We start from the raw sequence: 21,197 nt of genomic DNA, 5'->3' as shown, positions 1-21,197 counted from the left end.
TCTCAAAATCGCTAGGCCGCCACGCCAAAGGCGTGCCGGGATAAAGCGGCGCACCTTCGGTGCGACGGACGGCCCAGCGATCCGCGCGGCGGGCTTCGCCCTTGATTCCGCGCGGGGGAAACCCGCGACCCTCACCCCTTCACCACAATCCCCACCGGCCCTGCCACAACCCGCCCGATCACCGCCGCCACATGCCCCGCAGCGCGCAATCGCGCCACTAACTCCTCTGCCTCTCCACCATCGACCGCCGCCAGCATCCCGCCCGCCGTCTGCGGATCATGCAACAACGCCACCCGCGCGCCCGCACCACCCGTCACCGGGGCCGCCGCCACATTCGCCGCCCAGATGGTCGACCGCACGCCCACCGCCGCCAACGCCTCGGCCCCGGCGTAAACCGGCACCGCCGCCAGATCGACCTCGGCCGCAACACCCGAGGCCCGGCATATGGCCATCAAATGCCCTGCCAGACCAAAGCCCGTCACATCCGTCATCGCATGTGCCCCCAACAGTATCTCCGCCGCCGCCCCCTGCGGCACCTGCAACGCCGCGAGCAGCGCCGCAATATCGCGCCCATCCGCCAGCCCGCGCATCTCAGCCGCCAGCAGCACGCCCGACCCGATGGGCCGCGTCAGGATCAGCGCATCGCCCACCCGCGCCACACCCACCGTGATCGCGTCGCGCTCGAGCAGCCCTGTGACCGTAAACCCAATGCTCGCCTCCGCCCCCAGGGTGGAATGCCCGCCCACGATCTCGGCACCGCTTGCGCGCAGCGCCTCCCCCGCCTGCGCCATGATCTCGGCCATGGTGCGCGCCTGCAAACCTTCCGACATGCGCGGCACAGTCACCGAGACCAGCGCCGCCTGCGGCTTTGCCCCCATCGCCCAGACATCACCCAAGGCATGCAGCGCCGCAATCCGCGCCATCACCCCCAGATCCTCGGTAAATCCCCGCAGATGATCCGTGGTCAACACTTGCCGCACGCCGCCAACCATGATCACCGCCGCATCATCCCCCGGCCCGGTCACTATATCCGCCCGTGCCGGGGGCCGTTCCTGCGCCAGGACTGCGGACAACACCCCCGGGGCCACCTTGGCCCCGCACCCCCCACACAGCGGCTCTGGCCCCAGATCGCCCAAGGCCCGCACAGCCGGGGCCTCTGCCGTGCCCATCACCGGCAAATCGCCGAATTGCACCATGAATTTGCGGTCAATCCGATCCTTCAACCGCCAGAGCAACCGCCCGCCAAAGGCCATCCCCATCTTTTCCGCCAAGGCCGATTTTTCACCCAAGGAAATCAGCTTGAGGTAATCGCGCTGCGGATGAAACGCCCGCGTTGCCCCCCCGCTCAACACCGCGCGCAGATTGTCGCGCAGCACCGGGGCCGCGCGCACGGCATATACCCCGGCCTTGGGGCGCGGCGCATGGGTCAGATGCGCGCAATCTCCGGCGGCAAATATCGCCTCTTGCCCCTCAACCCGCAAATCCGCCCCCACGCGCAAAAACCCATCCGCCGTCACCGGCAATCCGGTCTTTGCCAGCCAGCCATGTGCCCGCGCCCCCGCCGCCCCGGCCACAAACCCCGCCGCAATCTCTGTGCCATCGCCCAAGATCACGCCCGCGCCCGTAACCTGCGCCACGTCACCGCCCGTCACAATCCGCACGCCCGCCGCTACGCAGGCGCGCGTCAGACGCGGGCGAATGACCGGTGCCCCCGGCGCAATCTCTGCTGACCGCTCGATCAGCGTCACCTCGGCGCGCCCGGCAACGCCCTTCAACCGATAGGCCATCGCCATCGCCAATTCGATCCCGGCAATCCCGCCGCCAATCACCGCCGCTTGCGGCGCGGCCCCATCGGCCACCCGGCGCAAAAACTCCTCCCATGCCCCGGCAAAGGGGCCAAGCGGCTTGGCCGCGACACCATAGTCAGCGAACCCCGGCACCTGCGGCATGGCCGAATGAATGCCCACATCGACCGAGGCCACGTCAAAACCGATCTCGCCCCGCCCCGCGACCGTCACCCGGCCCGCAGCAGCATCAATCCCCGTGACCGCACCCACGATCAGCCGCGCACCCGCAAAGCGCGCCAGCCGCACCAGATCAATCTCCAACTCCTCGCGCCGGTAATGCCCCGCCACCAGCCCCGGCAACATGCCCGTGTAGGGTGCCACCGGATTGGGGTCGATCACCGTCAGCCGCGCCCCCGGCAGCGGGTCCATCCCCCACATTCGTAGCACCAACGCATGTGCATGGCCCCCCCCGATCAGAACCAGATCGCGGGTCAGGGGAACAGAGGCAGGCATCATGGGACATTCTCCGGTTTTCGGCTACCGGGATAAGCCAAGCCGCAGCACAGGAAAAGCGGCGAATGCGCGCGCCTCAGCCGCCCTTAAGCCGCTTGAGCAACACAACTTCGCTATCGGGCTTAATCGGCGTGAACCAACTGTCGTTATAGACGCGCCCGTCGATCGACACCGACACGCCGCGCTCCAACTCTGCGCGCAGGCCGGGGAATGTCTCGCCCAACCCGTCAAGCAGTTCGCGCAAGGTGGCGGCCTCTACCGCCACCTCGCGTTGGCCTTCCGCGCTCTCGGCCAAAGACCCCCAGAGCACGACCTTGACCATCAGCCCTTTGCCGCCTGAATCGCCGCCAACACCCGCGGCGGCGACATCGGTAGCTGCGTCATCCGCACGCCCGCCGCCGCGGATACCGCATTGGCCACCGCGGCCAAGGGCGGCACAATCGGCGTTTCGCCCACACCGCGCACGCCGTAGGGATGGCCGGGGTTAGGGATTTCCAAAATCACCGTATCGATCATCGGCAGGTCAGAGGCCACGGGAATGCGGTAATCAAGGAAGCCTGCGTTTTGCAGAATCCCATCCTCGCCATAGATATATTCCTCGTTCAGCGCCCAGCCGATGCCCTGCACGGCACCCCCCTGAAACTGTCCTTCAACATAGGCCGGATGCACTGCGCGGCCCGCATCCTGAAACACCGTGTAGCGCAGAATTTTGGTGGCACCAGTATCGGGATCAACCTCGACATCCACCATATGCGTGCCAAAACTCACGCCCGCGCCCTCGGCTGTCACCTCATGGTGCCCGGCAATCGGCCCGCCGGTATTGCTGGCCACGGCGGCAATCTCCTTGATGGTCATGGGGGGGAATTTCCCGGCATTGGGGCCGGCAGGGCGCGCAGCCCCGTCTTCCCATTCGACCGCCTCTTCGTCGATACCCCATATCATCGCGGCACGTTTGCACATCTCGCGCTTGGCGGCACGCGCCGCCTCAATGGTGGCCAGACCCACGGCAAAGGTCACGCGGCTGCCGTCCGTCACCTCGTTCTGGCCCAGCGATCCGGTATCGGCAATCACCGTGCGCACCTGATCATAGGGAATGCCCAATTCTTCGGCGGCCATCATCGTCATCGACGCGCGCGAGCCGCCAATGTCGGGATTGCCCTCTGACACCGTCACCGTTCCATCCGGTGTCACATTCAGGCTCACACAGGTGTCGCCACCAAAGTTGAACCAAAATCCGCAAGCCACACCGCGCCCTTGGTTTTCGCCCAAGGGGGCCGTCCAATGCGGATGCGTATGGGCCGCCTCCAAGGTCGCCATCAGGCCAATCGCCGGATAGGTCGGGCCGTAAGAGGCGCGCGTGCCCTCTTTCGCCCCGTTCATCAACCGCACCGCCAGCGGATCAAGGCCAAAACCCTTGGCCAATTCGTCAATCGCGCTTTCCACCGCAAAGGCCGCCATTGGCGCGCCGGGCGCACGATAGGCCGCCGCCTTGGGCCGGTTCGTGACCACGTCCCAGCCAACGGTTTTGACATTGTCCAGATCATAAGGCGCAAAGGCCGACATCGAGCCCATATCGACCGGCGACCCCGGATAAGCCCCGCCCTGATAGCGCAATTCGGCAAAACCGGCGGTGATCCGGCCGTCCTTCTTCATGCCGATGCGCACATCAATCGAGGTAGACGAGGTCGGCCCCGTGGCGCGTAGCACCTCAGACCGGCTCATCACCATTTTGACAGGGCGGCCCGATTTCTTGGCCAGCATCAACGCGACCGGCTCAAGGAAAACCACCGTCTTGCCACCAAAACCGCCGCCGATTTCGCTGGCCGTCACCCGCAATTGCCCCTGCTCCATCCCAAGGATCGCGGCACAGACATTGCGCACCATGTAATGCCCTTGTGTGCAGACCCAAAGATCGGCCTGCCCATCCGCGCTCATCGTCGCCAGACAGGCATGCGGCTCGATATAGCCCTGATGCGTGGCCCCGGTGCGATAGGTCCGCTCGACGACGCGGTCAGCCTTGGCCAATCCCGCCTCAATATCGCCATGTCCGAACTCAACCCGCGAGATGACATTGCCCGAATATCCCTCGGGCACCGTTTCCTGCTGCGCGCCCTCATGCAGCACCGGCGCGCCGGGCTTCATGGCCGCATCCACATCCGTCACATGCGGCAGAACCTCATACTCCACCTCAATAAGCTTGAGCGCCTTTCGCGCCACCGCCGCGGAATTGGCGGCAATCGCGGCCACCGCGTGCCCATCATAAAGCGCCTTGTCGCCCGCCATGCAATTGTCGATCACATCGGCCACATGATCCGGCACATCACCGAAATCGGCGCGCGTCACCACCGCCTTGACCCCCGGCAGCGCCCCGGCCTTGCTCGTGTCAATCCGCAGAATGCGTGCATGGGCATGCGGGCTGCGCAAAACGCGCCCCGTCAACATCCCCGGTGCCACCATATCCGCGCCAAAGCGCGCCCGCCCGGTGACCTTGTCGATGCCGTCAGGCCGGTTGGGCCGCGTGCCCACAACCTTGAAATCCTTGGTTTTCTTGGTGTCATCCAAAGCCATTACGACGCCCTCCGCATGTCCGCCGCCGTTTCCATCACAGCGCGGATGATCTTGTCATAGCCGGTGCAGCGGCACAGATTGCCCGCCAGCCAATAGCGCACTTCCTCTTCGCTTGGGTCCGGGTTGCGCTCCAGCAGCGATTTCGCCGCGACAAGGATGCCCGGCGTACAGATGCCACATTGCAGCGCTGCCATCTCGATGAACTTCTTTTGCAACGGGTGCAGCACCTCGCCTGCCGCCATGCCCTCGATCGTGGTGATCTCGCAGCCCTCGGCCTCGGCCCCCAGCATCAGGCACGAACACACAAGCCGCCCATCCACCGTCACCGAACAGGCGCCACAATCACCAGTGCCACAGCCCTCTTTGGTGCCCGTCAGGCCCAGTTCGTCGCGCAGCACGTCAAGCAACGTCGCCTCTGCATCACAGAGAAACTCGGTCTCGTCGCCATTGACCTTTGTCGTCACATGTATCCGGCTCATGCCTTGTCTCCTTTCGCGCGCGTCTCGGCTATCACCGCCGCCCGGCGGGCCAGAACCCCCGCCACATGGCGGCGAAACTCGACCGTGCCGCGCTTGTCCTCTATCGGGGTGGCCGCCTCGGAACAGGCCGCCGCCAAATCTGTCAGCGCCGCCTCATCAAGCGCCCGGCCCATGATGGCCTCTGCCGCCGCGTCCACCAGCATCACCTTGGGGCCAACCGCCCCCAAGGCCACCCGCGCGGCAGACACTTTGTCCGCGTCATCGAAACTCAGCGACACGCCACAGCCCACCACTGCGATATCCATCTCGGTGCGCGGGATGAACCGCAGATAAGCATCACCCGACCGCGCGCCGCGCGCAGGCAGAAAGACCGAGGCGATGAATTCGCCCGCCGCCAGCGTCGTCTTGCCCGGTGACTTGGGAATATCAATCACCGCCACGTCACGCGGGCCCTTGGGGCCCACAACCCGCACCACGGCCCCCGCTGCCACCATCGCTGGCACCGAATCCGCAGCAGGCGAGGCGTTGCAGAGATTGCCCGCCAATGTGGCCCGCCCCTGCACTTGGGTCGAGCCGATAAGGCCCGCCGCTTCGACCACACCGGGCCAATCCGCGACCAGCCCCGCATGCTCGCCCATCTCGGCCCCTGAAACAGCCGCGCCAATGCGCCAGCCGCCCGCCTCAGCCGTGATCGCCTTCATGCCCGCAATGCGCTTGATGTCGACCACCAGTTCCGGCTCGACCATCTCAGAGCGCAGCTTGACCAACAGGTCCGTGCCCCCCGCCAGCACATATGCCCCCTGCTCCGCCGCGAGCAGCCGCACTGCGGCCTCGACATCCTGAGGTGCCTCATAACGCATTTCGGCCATCCTTTCCTGTTCACTCTTGATCAGATCCCAATCAGACCTCGGCCTGACTCGATCCCATTTGCCTCGACTATCCCGCAACTCGCGCCCAGACGCAAACCGCTTGCCGACCTTTGAGCGCCGGCGCGCGCCACATCGGCCTTGATCGAAAAGCGCCTTATCAGCGCACAATTCCCGCGCTAAAATCGCCGTAATCCTTTTGCAATCTTATCGCCGTTACAGAGTACACGCATTCACAAGAGGTTATTCATGTCCGACACCGACCCTCGCCCCAAGCTCGACCGCGCCCGCCATGCGCTTTTGTTCGAACTGATCCGGCAACGCGGCATGGCGCATTCTGTCTCGCACAGACACATCAGCCAGCCCGAAACCGATCCCTCCGACCTGCACCTCTTTGTTCAGGCCGCCAGCCGCTCCATCGCCCCCGAAGACGGGAAAACCCACTGACCGCTCAGCCGCGAAACCCTGTGGCCACCACGAATTTCTCGGAACTGTCCGCACGGGACGCGGGCGGCTTGACATTGGCCACCTTGTCGAACCGCTTTTTCAGCAGCGTCTGCAACTCTCCCTCGGCCCCACCTGCCAGCACCTTGGAGACGAACGTGCCACCCACCTCCAGCACGTCAAAGGCCAGATAGGCCGCCGCCTCACACAGCGCGATGATGCGCAAATGGTCCGTCTGCTTGTGACCAGAGCTTGAGGCCGCCATATCCGACATCACCACATCGGCCTTGCCCCCCAGCCAGTCCTTGACCTGCTGATCGGCATCATCCGCCATGAAATCCAGCTGATGGATCTCGCAGCCCATGATCGGCTCGACCTCTTGCAGGTCAACCCCGACAATGCGGCCAATCGCCTTGCCCTGTTTCTCGCCAAGCGCATTGACACGCGGCACCGCCACCTGACACCAGCCCCCCGGCGCACAGCCCAGATCAAGCACCCGCGCGCCCGGCACCAGAAACCGGAACTTGTCGTCCAATTCCATGATCTTGAACGCCGCGCGTCCGCGATAGCCCTCAACCTGCGCGCGCTTCACATAGGGATCGTTCAATTGCCGCTGCAACCAACGCGTCGACGACGATGTGCGCCCGCGCGCGGTCTTGACCTTGACCGTCAGATCACGCTGGCCCCGCCCCGAGGTGTTTTTCCCATCCGGTGTCTTGGCCATCTAGCCTGCCTCACACATTTTCAATTGTCAGTCCTTCATGGGCGATCTCAATCGATTCAATCGCCACCTCATTGCCCTTGGCCTTCAGATCGGCGGCTGTCAGCTTGACCGGAAAGGCGTTTTTGACCCGCCAGATCATCGTCGGCGCACCGCTTTGATCCAGCAAGGCGATCGTCATATCTTTGCGCTTGATCACGTTCATATTGATCTCGGCGAACCAGTCAAAGATCGAGTTATCCTTGATAAGGACTCCCTTTTTCATGGTGATATTGCTCGGTTTTACTATACCCGGCATTTTTACCTGCCAAAACACGGGCGAATTGCCCGCGCGATAGGCAATCGTCTGATTGTCCGGATCCAGCCCAGAGACCTCTTGGAAATTCAGCTCCGCGGTATCCCATGTCACCCGGAAATAAAACTTCGGCAAAGGCCAGATGTTTTGCGATTGCGCCGATCCGTCATCCCCCATCTATCCGTCCCTTTCCGTCAACACGCCATCCGCCGCCATCTGGGCATACAGCATGCCTTCGCGCAGGCCCCGGTCTGCCACGCTCAACCGATCCGTCGGCCAGCACCGCAGCAGCGCCTGCAAAATCGCCGCCCCCGACATGATCAGCGCTTGGCGGTCCTGACCGATACGCGGATCACGCCGCCGCCCCGCAGGCCCAAGCGCCAGATAGGACCGGATCACCCGATCAATCTCGTCGCTGGTCATGGTCAAGCCATCCACCTTGTTCCGGTCATAGCGCTTGAGGCCCAGATGACTGGCCGCAACGGTCGTCACTGTGCCAGAGGTGCCAACAATCTGAAACCCGTCCCGCGATTGCTCGTCCTTATAGGGGGCGAATTCGGCAAGGTTCTCTTCAAAGAACCAACTCATCAACGCAAACCGCGCCGCGTCATCCTCGACATCGCGAAACTGATCGCGCAACGTCGCCACGCCAAGCGGAACACTGATCCAATCCACGACCCGCGCCGCTGGCAGGCCAACGGGGCTGGCGTGAAACCCCAGATGCATGCGCATGATCGCGCGCCGCCGCTCGGAATGCGGCACCGCCGTCAGGTCGATCCACACCAGTTCCGTGGACCCGCCGCCAATATCCACCACCAGCAATTGATCGGTGCGCTGATTGACCAGCGGCGCACAAGAGACGACCGCCAATTGCGCCTCTTCTTGCGGCGCGATGATATCCAGCCTCAGCCCCGTTTCGCGCTCCACGCGCTGCATGAAATCGGCCCCGTTGCTGGCGCGCCTGCAGGCTTCGGTTGCAACCAGCCGCATCCGCGTCACCCCGTGACGCTTCAACTTTTGCTTGCAAACCCGGAGCGCCTGAATCGTCCGGTAAATCGACGCCCGCGACAAGCGGCCAGAGCCTTCCAGCCCTGCGCCCAACTGCACCGATTTCGAAAAGCTGTCCACGACTTTGAATTGATGACCCTCGGGTTGGGCAATCAGCATGCGGCAACTGTTTGTTCCCAGATCAAGTGCCGCATAGAGCGGCCCCCGATCCGGACGGGTCAGTGCGGGGCTCTCAACCGTGTTCGGGACCGCGCCCGCACTTTCGGGACGCTTGGGCGTCATCGCAACACGCCCTCCATTTCAAGTTATCCCCAAACTAGTCCGAAGCGCAGGCGCACGCAAGCGTTGCGAGGGGTCATGATGATGATGAGTATTTTTCGCAATTGCCCCCATGGCCCCTCTGGCGACGCGCCGCTACTGTGCGCAGGTCGCATGACGCGCCCGTTCTGTCGAAATCCGACCCTGCGCAACGTCGCACCTGCATTACGTAGGGACCACGAAGGAAAAAGGAATCAGCCATGGTTGACGTCACCATCGTTTACTGGCGGGACATCCCCGCTCAGGTCATCGTCGGCAAAGGCCGTCGCGGCAGCAAGGTTCAGCTGCCCGAACGGTTTGAGCAGGCCATCGACCGTGCAGCGATGAAATGCGGCGCAGCAGGCACCGATGCCTATCTCGCTGAATGGCGCAAGGCTGATCCCTATCCCATCGAAGGCGAACCCGACGCCGTCGCCCAATCCGAGGCGGCCCGGATCGACGCAGAATTCGATCAGGAGCGTATCAAGGCCCTGATCGCGAATGATGGCTGGGCGTGAATGCGCTCTGGAACTCTATGGGAGGCCGCGATGGCTCTGTTCAATTTCAAGAAGCGTGAGAAGTTCACCCCCGCCAATGGTCAGCTTGAGGCTTTCCTTGAGGGCTATTCCATCGAGGTGATGCCGCGCACCGCCGAAAAGGTCGAGAATTTCCGCGACCTTCTGCCCGCAGGCACCCGCGTCTACATCGCCCATATCGAAGGCACCCCGATCGAGGATATGGTCGCCACCGCCAAGCGTCTGGCCACCGATGGCTATCCCGTGATGCCGCACTTCCCGGCCCGCATCATCAAGGACCGCGCCACCCTCGCCGATTGGATCGCCCGATACCAAGGCGAGGCAGGCGTCGACCAAGCACTCCTGCTCGCCGGTGGCGTCACCACCCCGCATGGCGATTTCGACAGCTCCATGCAGCTGATGGAATCCGGTGAATTCGACCGCGCAGGCTTCAAGCGCCTGCATGTCGCTGGCCACCCCGAAGGCAACAAAGATATCGACCCCGACGGCAGCATGAAGAATGTCGAGGATGCCCTTCGCTGGAAACAGAAATTCTCGGAAACCACCGACGCGAAAATGGCGCTCGCCACCCAATTCGCCTTCGAGGCCAAGCCGATCATCGCATGGGCCGACAACCTCAAGGCCGCCGGCATCGACCTTCCCATCCATATCGGCATCGCTGGCCCCGCCAAGCTGCAAACCCTGATCAAATTCGCCATCGCCTGCGGTGTCGGCCCCTCGCTCAAGGTTCTGCAGAAACGCGCCATGGATGTCTCGAAACTGCTCCTGCCCTATGAGCCGACCGAGGTTTTGACCGAACTCGCCGCCCACAAGGCCGCCAACCCCGATTTCAACATCGAGCATGTGCATTTCTTCCCGCTTGGCGGGATCAAGGCCAATGCCGAATGGGCCATCGACAACGGCGGGGCCTCCGCCACGCCCGCCAACCAGCAAGGATAAGACCAAACCATGACCCGCACCATCGTCGAGAGCAAAACCAAAACCGCCGTCATCGGCTTTGACGAGCCCTTCTGCGTCATTGGCGAACGCATCAACCCCACGGGCCGCAAGAAACTCGCCGCCGAACTTGAGGCGGGCGATTTCTCCACCGTCGAATCCGATGCGCTCGCACAGGCCGCCGCCGGGGCCACCGTGCTCGATATCAACGCAGGTGTGGTCTACAACTCCAACCCCAACCCCAACGAGACCGAACCGCCCCTCATGACCAAGATGATCGAGCTGGTTCAGGGCCTCGTTGACCTGCCCCTCTGCATCGACTCATCCGTGCCCGCCGCCCTCGAGGCCGGTCTTATGGCCGCCCATGGCCGGCCGCTCCTCAATTCGGTAACGGGCGAAGAAGACCGTCTCGAATACGTCCTGCCGCTGGTCAAGAAATACAACGTGCCGGTCGTCGCCATCTCGAACGATGACACCGGCATTTCCGAAGACCCCGATGTGCGCTTTGCCGTCGCCAAGAAAATCGTCGAACGGGCCGCCGATTTCGGCATTCCCGCCTATGACATCGTCGTCGATCCGCTGGTGATGCCCGTGGGCGCAATGGCCACGGCGGGCCGTCAGGTCTTTACCCTTGTGCGCCGCCTGCGCGAGGAATTGGGCGTCAACACCACTTGTGGCGCGTCGAACATCTCCTTTGGCCTGCCCAACCGCCACGGCATCAACAACGCCTTTCTACCCATGGCGATGCAGTCGGGCATGACCTCTGCGATCATGAACCCGATTGCCCTGCCGGTGAAACAATCCGAGATCGAGGCGAAAAAGGCCGAAGTCGCCGCCTCTGGCCTGATCCTGCCCGAGGATATGGATGACGAGACCTTCTGCCAACTCTTTGGTCTCGGCTCCACCAAGGCGCGTCCGGGCAAGGAGATGGAGGCGATCATGGCCGCCAACTTCCTGATGAACGCCGATCCGCATGGCGGCAACTGGATCAAGTTCAACAAAGCCCCCCCAAACCCGGCGAAGAAGTCCGCGCCGGTGGCCGCGCCGGAAGCCGCAGCCGCCGCCGGGGCTAACCCCCCGCCCCAGCCGCTAGCCGGGGCCCCTCCCCCTCCCCTCCCCGCCCCGGGCTCGACCCGGGGCCTCTCTCCCCCCCAATCACCAAAGCGCGGAATCAAGGTGCCGCAGGCACCGCCGCGCAGCGCCCGTCCGCCCCGTCGCACCAAAGGTGCGCCGCTTCACCTCGGCACGCCTCTGGCGTGACGGGCGGGCGCTTTTGCAACGCCTCAGTTCCTTGAAAACGCGGGGGTATTTGGCAGACATAAACTGCCAGCCAACACCGCAGCAGCGCCCCCCCCGGCGGACAGGTGCTGTGCGGCTTGGGGTTGCGCGCAAATGTAGTTTCTGACTATTGATTGATGCTCAGAAGCTTTTGAAGCACTAAAGCCCCATTATCGCGCGACTTCGGTGTTCGATATTAAGTCGTTATTCTTCTTCGTTGATGTCGTCTTGCTGTGAAAACGCCTTGCCCTGCTTAATTCGCAGCCCGTCACGGTACAGCATGGGAATCTTGTGATTAGCACCGAACTCCTCGAGAAAGCCAACGTCTACCAATGATTGTACGATAGTCGCGTAATTTTCCAAATTACCAATAGTGTCTTTGAGGGTGGCAGGATTGTGCTCTGACTTGCCATCCCGAAAGTTCTCGATGATCGGAATTAGCTCATCTGCTTCTGCTAGAAGTGTATCTTGCACCCTTTGTTCAGACAATTGAGTGAATGCTCTTTTTACCGACTCAGCTTCAATTATCGGCCCTCGGCCCGGCTCAATTTGCCTAGATTCCCGATGCTCTCTTCTGAGTTGAGAGTCTTTAGCCTTATTAAGTAAATCAATAAGGTTTCTAGGAGGCCTATTGTTGTTTCCATCACGGATTCGGCTCATAATCCAGCGTTCCGTTGATGGCTTGCGATCCCCTACATCAATCTGGTTAGGGAACAGTACTGACAGAACCCTCCCCTCATCTGCGCCTTGGCCAATAAAATCAATTAATTCGTCATCTTGAAGTAGCCGACGGGTGATCATGCTCCAAAGATCCTCGTCGTCCCAGACAATTTCGATCCTTCTTGAATTAATATGTGTAAGGTTAACGAAACCACCTTTGATAAGTCTTCGAAACAAATCCTTTCGCAGAAATAGCTTGAGCCGTATACTTTGAAAGCTGGTTAGATCAAGATAACATCTTAGTAGAGCACGAAGCGCTGGAACCTCAATTTTTGGGCTCCCAGCGAAAGCCTCATCTAGGCGATCGAACAGAACCCAAATCCCAAGGTCTACTGACGCAACGGCATCATTCAGTACTTTAAGATATTCACCATTGTATATTATTGAGCCTTTTTCCTTCTCAGAGCCAAATTCAACCCTTGGGGTGACTACAGGCATGCCAGATTCTGTTAAAGTAAATTGAGTTTCAAAAGCCTTCGGCGTCATCATTCTTTGAATAATGCCGTACAGCCTTCCGAAAATCGTCTCCGGAGAAACGTCCGTTGCAGCCAAATCAAGGTGCGTGAGTGTATCATAAAGATGACTAATTTCGGGATTATAATCCTTAGAGTAAATATCGATGATCCAATTTCCAAGTAAAGAAAATATGTAAGCCTTCCAAAAGGTTCGATATTGATCTTCGGTGAGTTCTGGGCCTGAAAGTAATCTTTGGAAAACCGGATCGCCATGCGGGTTAAAAGCGTCGACTATTTCAATGTCTTCCAACTGCGGGTAGGCCCGATAGTTACGTTTTAGAATTCTGTATATCGCCGTTTTACCTGTTCCCTTATCACCCGAAATGATGTCGCCAGTGTCAGAAATGACAGAGCGAAATGTCTCCGTTTCTATGAAATACTTTTCAAGCTCATTATCAAATTCAGCAACGGAAGCGCCAAGATTTACTTTGCGGAGAATTTCACGTGCATTTGCCATAATCGCTCAACCTCTAATGGAACTTCTAACATGTCGACGATTTTTCTTGTCTGCGCAAATAGATTAGCACAAGTCCCTAATATTAAATCTAGAGTGTATTTCTCTGCCCCCCCCCAAACCTTACAAACCCCCCTCACAAACCTTGCACGCCCCCCACACGACAGCCCCATATCCCGGGCGATCATCGCCGCATGGGTGCGATTTTTGGCGCTGACCCGCCCCCAAAGGTGCGCCGCAGCCCTTTCGCAGGTCTCTGGCGCGAAGCCCTCTGCGCGGTGCCTGTCCGAAATTAAGACAGGCCCAATTGCGTATTCACCCTCCGACCTGACGGCGTCGTTGGGACATGGGATAGTGTCGCACGATTGACTGCACAACATGGGCGGCGTCCTCTGCCACGCCGAGGAACCGACCGGACCCCCACGTGTGCAACCAGCCAAGACCCAGAAAATAAACGCCTTTCTCAGTGCAGACGCCGCGCTGATGCACGGGCCGGCCGCGCGAGTCGAGGCAATCGACCTTCAACCAATCATAATTCGGGCGGAACCCGATGCACCAAAGAACCGAGGTGATGCCCTCCGCCACAGCGTCGATCTGCGTGATCTCGGCCTTGGGGCGCCACACCTTTTCAAAAGGCGGCTCTACCGGTGCCTCAATACCCTCACGCGCGATAAAGTCGTCGATCATGGTTCGAATCCCGACATAGCTTTTGTCGGCAGCATCAAGATTATCTGCAAGATCGGGGAGAAAGCGAATGGTCGCTCCGTCCATATCCGCGACCGACCCGTACATCTGCAGCCCATCCAGCGCAAAGCGGCGCAAGTCGATCTCGTGACCGCCATCGCGACCGGACATATAGTGGTTGGTTTTCGCCTCGGTGCCCTTCGGGTCGGGTTGCTGGTCGATGGTGATGTCGTAATAGCCCATCTGATGCAACCAGTCCGTCGCATCCTTGCCGCGATACCAGCGCGGGCTGCGGGGCGCCGGCCCCACCGCAAGGCGCACGTCGCGGCCCGCGATGATCATATCCTCCATCATCTGGACACCTGATTGCCCTGTCCCTACAACAAGACAGGTGCCATCAGGAATGTCCGAGGGGCGTCGATAGAATTTTGAGTGAATTTGACGGATCGAGGGATCGAGCCTGTCCGCAAAGGGCGGCGTTATGGGCAGATCATACCCACCGGATGCGATGATGACATGATCCGCCGTCCACAGCCCCTGATCGGTGTCCACTTCAAAGATGTCGTCAATTTTTTCCACGCGCTCGACCGTCACCCCTTCGCGTAGCGGGGCCTCAAAGCTGTTGCAGAACCCTTCAACATATTCAACGATCTCATCCTTGAGCATAAAGCCCTCGGGATCGTCGCCTTGATACGGAAAATCAGGCAGTTTGCATTGCCAGTTGGGCGTCACAAGGCAAAAGCTGTCCCACCGATCCTCTTTCCATGCGTGAAAGCGTTTGTACCGCTCCAGAACGACGTGATCGATCCCGGCCTGGCACAGGTAGTAGGATGCCGACATGCCCGCTTGGCCAGCCCCGACGATCAAGACAGCGACATGGGTGCGGGCGTGCGGTATCAGCGTATGGACAGGCATGTGACAATCTCCTGAGGATCAAAGCGGGACACGGCAGCGGCGATTTTGGCGGCCTGCGCGTCAGCGGATGAACAGCGAAACCCGAACTTGGCTTCGACCCGCTGCGCAGCAAGCTCAAGCGCCAGTCGGCTCCGCTCGTGAAATTCGGCCACCTTGTAGCTTTCGCGCGCCGTCAGATGGTCGTGGATGACAGTGGACGGGGAATAGCAATCTTCCTCTACCCCATCAGGCCAGCGGATGCGGAAAATGGCTTCAGGCATAGGCAGGTTCCTTTGCAGGCGGCAGGCCAAGATAGGGCTGCGCGACGTGGTCCCAGATGGGATGCTCGTCAACGCCGTCCGACAGGCTCAGGACTGAACCTGCGGTAACCGCGCCGATAACCTCGGCCCCAATGCCCCGCGCGTGAAAGCGCGACAGAACCGCGTCAACATTTGCAGGCGTGGCCGTCAGCAGAAAGCCAAAGCTGGGAAAGGCGGTCATCCAGCGGGTCAGATCACCATCGGGCGGCGTGATCTTGGCAGGGTCGATGCTGATCCCGACGCCCGAGCATTCCGCCAGCATCAACGCCGTGCCCGCGATCCCACCCTGACTGATGTCCTTTCCAGCCGTGACAAGACCAGACTCGGCGAGGAGCGGCAGAATTTCCATATCGCCGCGCAGACGGTCGTGCGGCGCGTCGAGAAAGGCGGGGAAATTGCTGGTCTTCCCCGCATATCCACCGCGCCGGTCGGCGCATGCGATCACCACGTCGCCGGGGCCTGCGTCAAAACTGGTGATCAAGGCGCGCGCCCGGCCCCAGATTGCAGCGGCAAGCTGTGGCTGCTCGGTGCGCAGGTTGGTGTGGCCGCCGACAATCGGAATGCCATAAGCCGCCGACGCCTCCTTCATCCCGCGCAAGATTTCAGCCGCTGTTGCTGCATCGGGGGCCCAAAGCGCGTTGGTCACCGCAATCGGCCGCCCGCCCATCGCGAGGATGTCAGACATGTTGACCATCACCGCGCACCATCCCGCAAACCAAGGGGCGCTTGCGACGAAATCGTTCATGAACCCTTCTGTCGCCATCAACTGCCAGCCGTCACCATCCGCGATGGCTGCGGCATCGTCGCCGGGGCGGCCAAGGCTGTCTTGGGTCAATCCAAGGGCCGCACATGCCACGTCGATGTCACGCTTGCCCGTTACATTCGGGTTCGTGGCAAGACTTGCGGCAAGAGCGGCGATGTCTGTCATCCCGTGGTCTTTCGGGTCAGGGCCATCCACCCGCGGGCCGGGTCCTCGATGGCGGGATATTTGCTCAGATCGGCCCGCATCTTCATATGCGGATGCCCGTGCAGGTCCCGCTGACCCAGCGATGTCCAGTTGAGTTTCTCGAACAGCGGAACGTTTTGCATCTGCACAAAGGCCAAGAAAAGCTTGCACCCGCGACCATGCGCCGTGCCAACAGCCAACCTGATCAGCTCTGCCCCAAGACGCCCGACACGGCGGTATTCGGGGGCCACAGCCAACCGCGAGCCCCACCAGACGTCTTTGTCGGCCTCGTGAATGCGAACCGTGCCCACAACCTCATCCGCTTCCGAGGCCATTGTCGACACGGCAACCAGAGGCAGGGCGTGGCGGTCGATCTCATCGCGGTCGTGATCTGCGAAAATGCCCTGTTCCGTGACGAATGTCCGGTGCCGCAACGACGCCGCCGCCCCGATTTCCCAAGGCGCTGTCGCCTGCCTGATCAAGAACTCGGGGGTCACAAAGGCTGCGGGGCGCTCGATGATCATGACGAGGCCTCCTGCAAGGCGGGCCGCTTGAACTTTTCAAAGGCCGACAGCGCCGAACAGGCCCCGCAGCGCCCACAACCGGCCTTTATATCCTCAGCCCGCATGCCCCGATCGACGATCATCTGCGACAATGGCCCCAGAATTCTGTGCATAAAGGCCGAGCTGGGCGCCGGGTGGCTTTCCAGCGGTGTGCCAGAGACAGGCACAAAGGGCACAACAAACGGATATACCCCAATGGCGGTCAGGCGTTCACACATCGACAGGATGGCCTCTTCGGTATCCCCCAACCCTGCAAGGATATAGGTCGACACCTGCCCCCAGCCGAAAACCTCGACCGCTGCGCCGAAACTGTCGAAATACTTTTCAAGCGACACCTGCGCCTTGCCGGGCATGATCTGCTGACGCAACTCCGGGGTGACGACCTCAAGATGCATGCCAAGGCTGTCAATCCCGGCCTCTTTCATCCTTCGGTGCCACGCGTCATCCTCTGGCGGTTCGCACTGCGCCTGTAGCGGCAGATCAACAGCGGCGCGGATCGCCTCGGCGCTCTCTACCAGCACCTTGGCCCCACGATCCTTGCCCGCAGGCGTGCCGGTCGTCATGACCATGTGTTTGACCCCGTCCAGTTGCACGGCGGCGCGGGCAACCTCGGCCAATTGGGCAGGGGTCTTATGCGCAATCGTGCGCCCGGCGGCGAGGCTTTGGCCAATCGCGCAGAACTTGCAGGTCTTCTTGCGGCTTTCATAGCGAATACAGGTTTGCAGGACGGTGGTGGCCAGAACATCCTTGGCGTGCAACTGCGCAATATGTCCGTAGGGCACGCCATCGGCCGTGGACAGATCCAGAAACTTGGCCCGCTTCGGGAATTCCACATCCGCAAAAAAGGCACCGTCCTTCATCACGCGGGACCGGCCGTTCGCATCCGGCGCTTCGACCAGATAGGGCGAGTCAAAGGCGCTTGCCGTATGAACCGGGATCATCACGGTCATGCCGCTGATCGTTACGGCCTTGTGGTCCGTCGGCCCGGCACCGCCCCGGCGGCTGTCCGCCCCAGCCTTGGGATCGACAAGGCGCATGCCGCGCGTTTGCAGGTCGTTGATGATATCTCCGGTTTGCATGTCAGTCCTCCAAGGGGATCGGCTGAAATTGCGCGCCTGTGCCTGTCGTGTGGCGGGCCGGCGTCAGGTCGGTGTTGTGATTTAAGGACAGCAGTTCGGGCCGGGCGTAATGCCCCACCGAATCCATCATCCGCTTGCGCTTGGTCACAAGCCCGAGGTCAAGATCACCGTATAGGATGCCTTCGCCTTCGGTCAGCGGGGGCACGACATGGCGACCCTCCGGCGTGATGATGCAGGTCATGCAACCATCGCGCAGCGCCTTTTGCAGGGCAGGATCGGGTGTCACGCTGTCAATCTGTTCATCGGTCAGCCAGCCCGTTGCGTTCACAACAAAGCAGCCCGATTCCAGCGCATGGTGGCGCATGCTGACTTCGATCTGCTCGCCAAAGACGGGCCCGACCAGCGATCCGGGGAATTGCGCAACGTGTATTTCCTCGTGCTGGGTCATCAGGGCATAGCGGGCCAGCGGATTGTAATGCTCCCAACAGGCCAATGCGCCCACGCGGCCCACACGGGTCTCCACAACCTTCAGGCCCGCACCATCACCCTGCCCCCACACCATACGTTCGTGATAGGTGGGCGTGATCTTGCGCCGCTTGAGAAGCAGCGTGCCATTCGCATCAAAAATGAGCTGCGCATTGTAAAGCGATCCGTGGTCCCGCTCGTTCACGCCAAGAACGACAACCACGCCGTGATGCGCACAGCGCTCCGCGACACGTCGCGTGTCGTCAGACGGGACGGTTACAGCCTGCTCATACAAATGCAGGTGCGGCTTGCCCTGTTGGCACGGCGGCAGAACAAAGGAAAAATATGGGTAAAACGGGACAAAGGTCTCGGGGAACACGATCAGATCGGCCCCGTTTCCCGCAGCCTCGTCAATCGCGTCAAGCACACGGGCCATTGTTTTCTCACGGCTGGTCAGATCGGGGGCGATCTGGACTGCAGCCGCCTTCACGCTGCGGGACATGTGATCCCTCCAAAACAAAAGGGCCGAGGCAATCATTGCCTCGGCGCTGTTGGCTTACACGGTCCAGGTGTCGACGATGACCGCATTGTCGCGCACATGCAAAAGCTTCAGGTCGAGAACGTCCTGAGGTGCTATCGGAATGATGCCGGGCAGCAGCGATGGCTCGCCATGGCCATAAAGCGCCTGCAACGCAAAGCGGCAGGCATAGACCTTGCTGCCCTCGGCCATGAACTTCTTGAGGTTGTCCGCAAAGTTCTGGTGGCCCGGAAAGGCCGCGTCGCCCAGCGTCGGAAAGCCGCGCTGAAGACCCAGCGTGACACCCGGGCCATAAAGCAGGATTGATGTCTCGAACCCCTTGCGCGCCAGACGGATCGCATTCAGCATATTCACCAACCCGATAGACCCTTCAAAGGCAACGGTGTGAAACGTAACCAGCGCCTTCTGGCCCGGTTCGGCTTTGACGTCCTCAAATACCTTTTCTTCATAGTCGACGAAAAAGTCGCCGTCCTTGTGCTTCTCTTGCGTGACTGCTGGCATGTGTTCGCTCCCTTGGATGTCAGGCCGCTGCGGGCCAATTGATGTTGAACAACCATGGAAGCGCCGCGATCATACATTCAATTATCAATTCAATTATGCATACAATTTTTTTCCTCATCGCAGAATTTCTGCTATTTTTGAGCAGTTCAGCATAGAAAATTGCCGCCTGACTAACGCATTTCCACGATTGCACGGCTCAATACATACAATCTGCTTCAATGCATGCGCGCACGGCGCTAAGGTTTTTCCATGACAGACTGGACACCGATTCTCCGCCCCGGAGGCCTGCCGCGCTATATCCAACTGGCCGACGCAATCGGCACAGCCATTGCCAATGGCACGCTGCACGACGGGGCACGCTTGCCCCCGCAACGCATGCTGGCCAAACGCCTCGGCATAGATTTCACGACGGTCTCGCGCGGCTATGCAGAGGCGCGGCATCGCAGGCTGGTCTATAGCCATGTCGGTCGCGGCACCTTCGTCATCGGCAAGACGCTCGTCGATCCACAGCGGGAACAGCGCCGCGCCGCCGATATGGATCTGACCATGAATTTGCCGCCAGAAACCGAAGACCCGGTGCTGCTGGCGCGAATGCAAGCAGGCATGCAGACCGTCACTGCCAATCTAATCGACTTGTTGCGATACCAATCCTCAACCGGCGGCCAGATCGACAAAGAAGCCGCGTCAAACTGGTTGTCGCTGCGCGGACTGGTGCCGTCACTCGACCGGATCGCTGTTACGCCCGGCGCTCATCCCACGATCGTCGCGATTCTGATGAGTTTGGCCAAACCCGGAGATTGCGTGCTCTGCGAAGACATTACCTATCCCGGCATCCGCACCATCTGCGCGCGGCTCGGATTGCGCCTTATCGGTCTGCCCGGCGATGCCGAAGGCATTGATCCTGATGCGCTCGATACGGCCATTCGGAACCATCGGCCCAAAGCGCTCTATCTCAATCCGACGCTCAACAATCCGACGACGCGCACCATTTCCCTCACGCGGCGTCAGTCTATCGCGGATGTGCTCCTCGCCCATCGTTTGCAACTGATCGAAGACGACGCCTATGGCTTTATTCCGCCTCAGCCCCCCGCACCGCTGGCAAGCTTTGCGCCGGATCTCATCTGGCATATCGGCGGGCTCGCCAAATGCATCGGGGCCGGTCTGCGGCTGGCCTATACGGTCGCACCGTCCAGCCATGCCGCCCGCGAACTGGCCCATCAGATCAAGATCATCTCTGTCATGCCCTCCCCCTTGATGATGGCCCTTGTGACCCGGTGGATTTTGGACGGCACCGCAGATGGTATCAGACGTTTCATCCGCGACGAGAGCCAGAAACGCCAAGCCATCGCAGCCGAGGTCCTCGCAGGCTACCAGTTCGAAGCGGCGCCAAACGCCTTCAACGTGTGGCTGCACCTGCCCCAAGGCGTCACGCGCGCCGACATCATCGGACGCATGGCCGGCACCGGGGTCGGCCTCATGCCCTCAGACGCGTTTACCGTGTCCGGAGTACCCTCCGAAGCGATACGGGTCTGTCTGGGGGGGCAAATCAAGCAAAGCCAACTCCGGGATGCCATGGGCCTTTTGGCCTACCTCATGTCGAGCCAAACCTGAAACGCCTGCCTCTCACGCCCAGCCCCTCCATCGCACTGCCGCGCCAACGCAGCACCCGCCCGTTCCGCCCGGCTCACATCCACTTTCCAGCCAACCGCGCCAGCGCAACCGGTTCCAAAACGTTCATAACACCCCACGACCATCTCCCGCGACAGGCTTTGAGAGCCACGCGCCCAACC

The 21,197-nt window shown here is 61.1% G+C and carries 20 protein-coding genes and 1 pseudogene; 5 read left to right on the top strand and 16 right to left on the bottom strand.

All coding sequences use genetic code 11. The features are described from left to right. Positions 1-131: 131 nt before the first annotated feature. The 5 genes from selD to ACLGGT_RS16295 all read right to left on the bottom strand — a co-directional run bounded on the left by selD (position 132) and on the right by ACLGGT_RS16295 (position 6,207). Positions 132-2,303 (bottom strand): selenide, water dikinase SelD, encoded by a 2,172-nt coding sequence (gene selD, locus ACLGGT_RS16315; RefSeq protein ID WP_437196866.1) that lies wholly within the window; start codon positions 2,301-2,303, stop codon positions 132-134. Positions 2,304-2,376: 73 nt separating this feature from the next. Beyond that, the gene (locus ACLGGT_RS16310) at positions 2,377-2,622 is read right to left on the bottom strand and encodes a MoaD/ThiS family protein (RefSeq protein WP_008280776.1); all 246 of its coding nucleotides are present in this window, start codon (positions 2,620-2,622) and stop codon (positions 2,377-2,379) included. Continuing rightward, on the bottom strand, positions 2,622-4,868 hold the full coding sequence (locus tag ACLGGT_RS16305) for a xanthine dehydrogenase family protein molybdopterin-binding subunit (RefSeq protein WP_437196863.1): 2,247 nt from the start codon (positions 4,866-4,868) through the stop codon (positions 2,622-2,624). Before ACLGGT_RS16305 ends, ACLGGT_RS16310 begins: the two co-directional genes overlap by 1 nt. Then, positions 4,868-5,347, bottom strand: coding sequence for a (2Fe-2S)-binding protein (locus ACLGGT_RS16300; RefSeq protein WP_008280774.1), 480 nt, complete (start codon positions 5,345-5,347; stop codon positions 4,868-4,870). The genes ACLGGT_RS16305 and ACLGGT_RS16300 overlap by 1 nt, the downstream gene beginning before the upstream one ends. Continuing rightward, entirely contained in the window at positions 5,344-6,207 is an 864-nt protein-coding gene (locus ACLGGT_RS16295) for an FAD binding domain-containing protein (protein WP_437196861.1), read from the bottom strand. Before ACLGGT_RS16295 ends, ACLGGT_RS16300 begins: the two co-directional genes overlap by 4 nt. A 255-nt stretch (positions 6,208-6,462) precedes the next feature. On the opposite strand from ACLGGT_RS16295, the gene ACLGGT_RS16290 reads away from it, so the two are divergent. Continuing rightward, positions 6,463-6,660, top strand: coding sequence for a hypothetical protein (locus ACLGGT_RS16290; protein WP_437196859.1), 198 nt, complete (start codon positions 6,463-6,465; stop codon positions 6,658-6,660). Between the two features lie 4 nt (positions 6,661-6,664). On the opposite strand, the gene ACLGGT_RS16285 is transcribed toward ACLGGT_RS16290, so the two are convergent. From ACLGGT_RS16285 to ACLGGT_RS16275, 3 genes are read right to left on the bottom strand one after another with little or no spacing between them, the layout of a single operon-like run. After that, positions 6,665-7,381 (bottom strand): RlmE family RNA methyltransferase, encoded by a 717-nt coding sequence (locus tag ACLGGT_RS16285; protein WP_008280771.1) that lies wholly within the window; start codon positions 7,379-7,381, stop codon positions 6,665-6,667. A 10-nt stretch (positions 7,382-7,391) separates the two neighbouring features. Then, positions 7,392-7,850 (bottom strand): phage tail protein, encoded by a 459-nt coding sequence (locus ACLGGT_RS16280; RefSeq protein WP_437196858.1) that lies wholly within the window; start codon positions 7,848-7,850, stop codon positions 7,392-7,394. Further along, positions 7,851-8,963, bottom strand: a complete 1,113-nt coding sequence (locus tag ACLGGT_RS16275; protein WP_008280769.1) for a Ppx/GppA phosphatase family protein — start codon at positions 8,961-8,963, stop codon at positions 7,851-7,853. Positions 8,964-9,199: 236 nt separating this feature from the next. On the opposite strand from ACLGGT_RS16275, the gene ACLGGT_RS16270 reads away from it, so the two are divergent. The 3 genes and pseudogenes from ACLGGT_RS16270 to ACLGGT_RS16260 all read left to right on the top strand — a co-directional run bounded on the left by ACLGGT_RS16270 (position 9,200) and on the right by ACLGGT_RS16260 (position 11,523). Further along, complete coding sequence (locus ACLGGT_RS16270) at positions 9,200-9,496, top strand: virulence factor (protein WP_008280768.1); 297 nt, start codon at positions 9,200-9,202, stop codon at positions 9,494-9,496. Between the two features lie 30 nt (positions 9,497-9,526). After that, entirely contained in the window at positions 9,527-10,453 is a 927-nt protein-coding gene (locus ACLGGT_RS16265; RefSeq protein WP_081508498.1) for a 5,10-methylenetetrahydrofolate reductase, read from the top strand. Positions 10,454-10,462: 9 nt separating this feature from the next. After that, positions 10,463-11,523, top strand: a pseudogene (locus ACLGGT_RS16260) (dihydropteroate synthase). 409 nt (positions 11,524-11,932) lie between these two features. Here the strand turns inward: ACLGGT_RS16260 and ACLGGT_RS16255 are convergent. The 8 genes from ACLGGT_RS16255 to ACLGGT_RS16220 form a co-directional block, all read right to left on the bottom strand. After that, complete coding sequence (locus ACLGGT_RS16255) at positions 11,933-13,420, bottom strand: P-loop ATPase, Sll1717 family (protein ID WP_151979239.1); 1,488 nt, start codon at positions 13,418-13,420, stop codon at positions 11,933-11,935. Positions 13,421-13,732: 312 nt separating this feature from the next. Continuing rightward, positions 13,733-15,016, bottom strand: coding sequence for an MSMEG_0569 family flavin-dependent oxidoreductase (locus tag ACLGGT_RS16250; protein ID WP_151979238.1), 1,284 nt, complete (start codon positions 15,014-15,016; stop codon positions 13,733-13,735). After that, positions 14,998-15,276 (bottom strand): MSMEG_0570 family nitrogen starvation response protein, encoded by a 279-nt coding sequence (locus ACLGGT_RS16245; RefSeq protein ID WP_437196856.1) that lies wholly within the window; start codon positions 15,274-15,276, stop codon positions 14,998-15,000. Before ACLGGT_RS16245 ends, ACLGGT_RS16250 begins: the two co-directional genes overlap by 19 nt. After that, entirely contained in the window at positions 15,269-16,243 is a 975-nt protein-coding gene (locus ACLGGT_RS16240) for a sll0787 family AIR synthase-like protein (protein WP_437196854.1), read from the bottom strand. Before ACLGGT_RS16240 ends, ACLGGT_RS16245 begins: the two co-directional genes overlap by 8 nt. Beyond that, positions 16,240-16,785: an MSMEG_0567/Sll0786 family nitrogen starvation N-acetyltransferase gene (locus tag ACLGGT_RS16235; protein WP_081506051.1), complete on the bottom strand. Its 546-nt coding sequence runs from the start codon at positions 16,783-16,785 to the stop codon at positions 16,240-16,242. Before ACLGGT_RS16235 ends, ACLGGT_RS16240 begins: the two co-directional genes overlap by 4 nt. Further along, on the bottom strand, positions 16,782-17,903 hold the full coding sequence (locus ACLGGT_RS16230; protein ID WP_437196853.1) for an MSMEG_0568 family radical SAM protein: 1,122 nt from the start codon (positions 17,901-17,903) through the stop codon (positions 16,782-16,784). The genes ACLGGT_RS16235 and ACLGGT_RS16230 overlap by 4 nt, the downstream gene beginning before the upstream one ends. Position 17,904: 1 nt before the next feature. Then, positions 17,905-18,870, bottom strand: coding sequence for a Nit6803 family nitrilase (locus tag ACLGGT_RS16225; RefSeq protein ID WP_151979235.1), 966 nt, complete (start codon positions 18,868-18,870; stop codon positions 17,905-17,907). A gap of 54 nt (positions 18,871-18,924) precedes the next feature. Next, a complete protein-coding gene (locus ACLGGT_RS16220) occupies positions 18,925-19,407 on the bottom strand; it encodes an MSMEG_0572/Sll0783 family nitrogen starvation response protein (protein ID WP_081508496.1) in 483 nt (160 codons plus the stop codon). Positions 19,408-19,656: 249 nt separating this feature from the next. Between ACLGGT_RS16220 and ACLGGT_RS16215 the strand changes: the two genes are divergently transcribed. Further along, positions 19,657-21,018, top strand: coding sequence for a PLP-dependent aminotransferase family protein (locus tag ACLGGT_RS16215; RefSeq protein WP_437196850.1), 1,362 nt, complete (start codon positions 19,657-19,659; stop codon positions 21,016-21,018). Positions 21,019-21,197 lie beyond the last annotated feature (179 nt).

Origin of the sequence: Roseovarius sp. MS2 (genome assembly GCF_051447875.1) — a bacterium.
Taxonomy (GTDB): domain Bacteria; phylum Pseudomonadota; class Alphaproteobacteria; order Rhodobacterales; family Rhodobacteraceae; genus Roseovarius; species Roseovarius mucosus_A.
The sequence above is the reverse complement of the archived record's forward strand: the minus strand, read 5'-3'. Positions and strand labels throughout refer to the sequence as shown.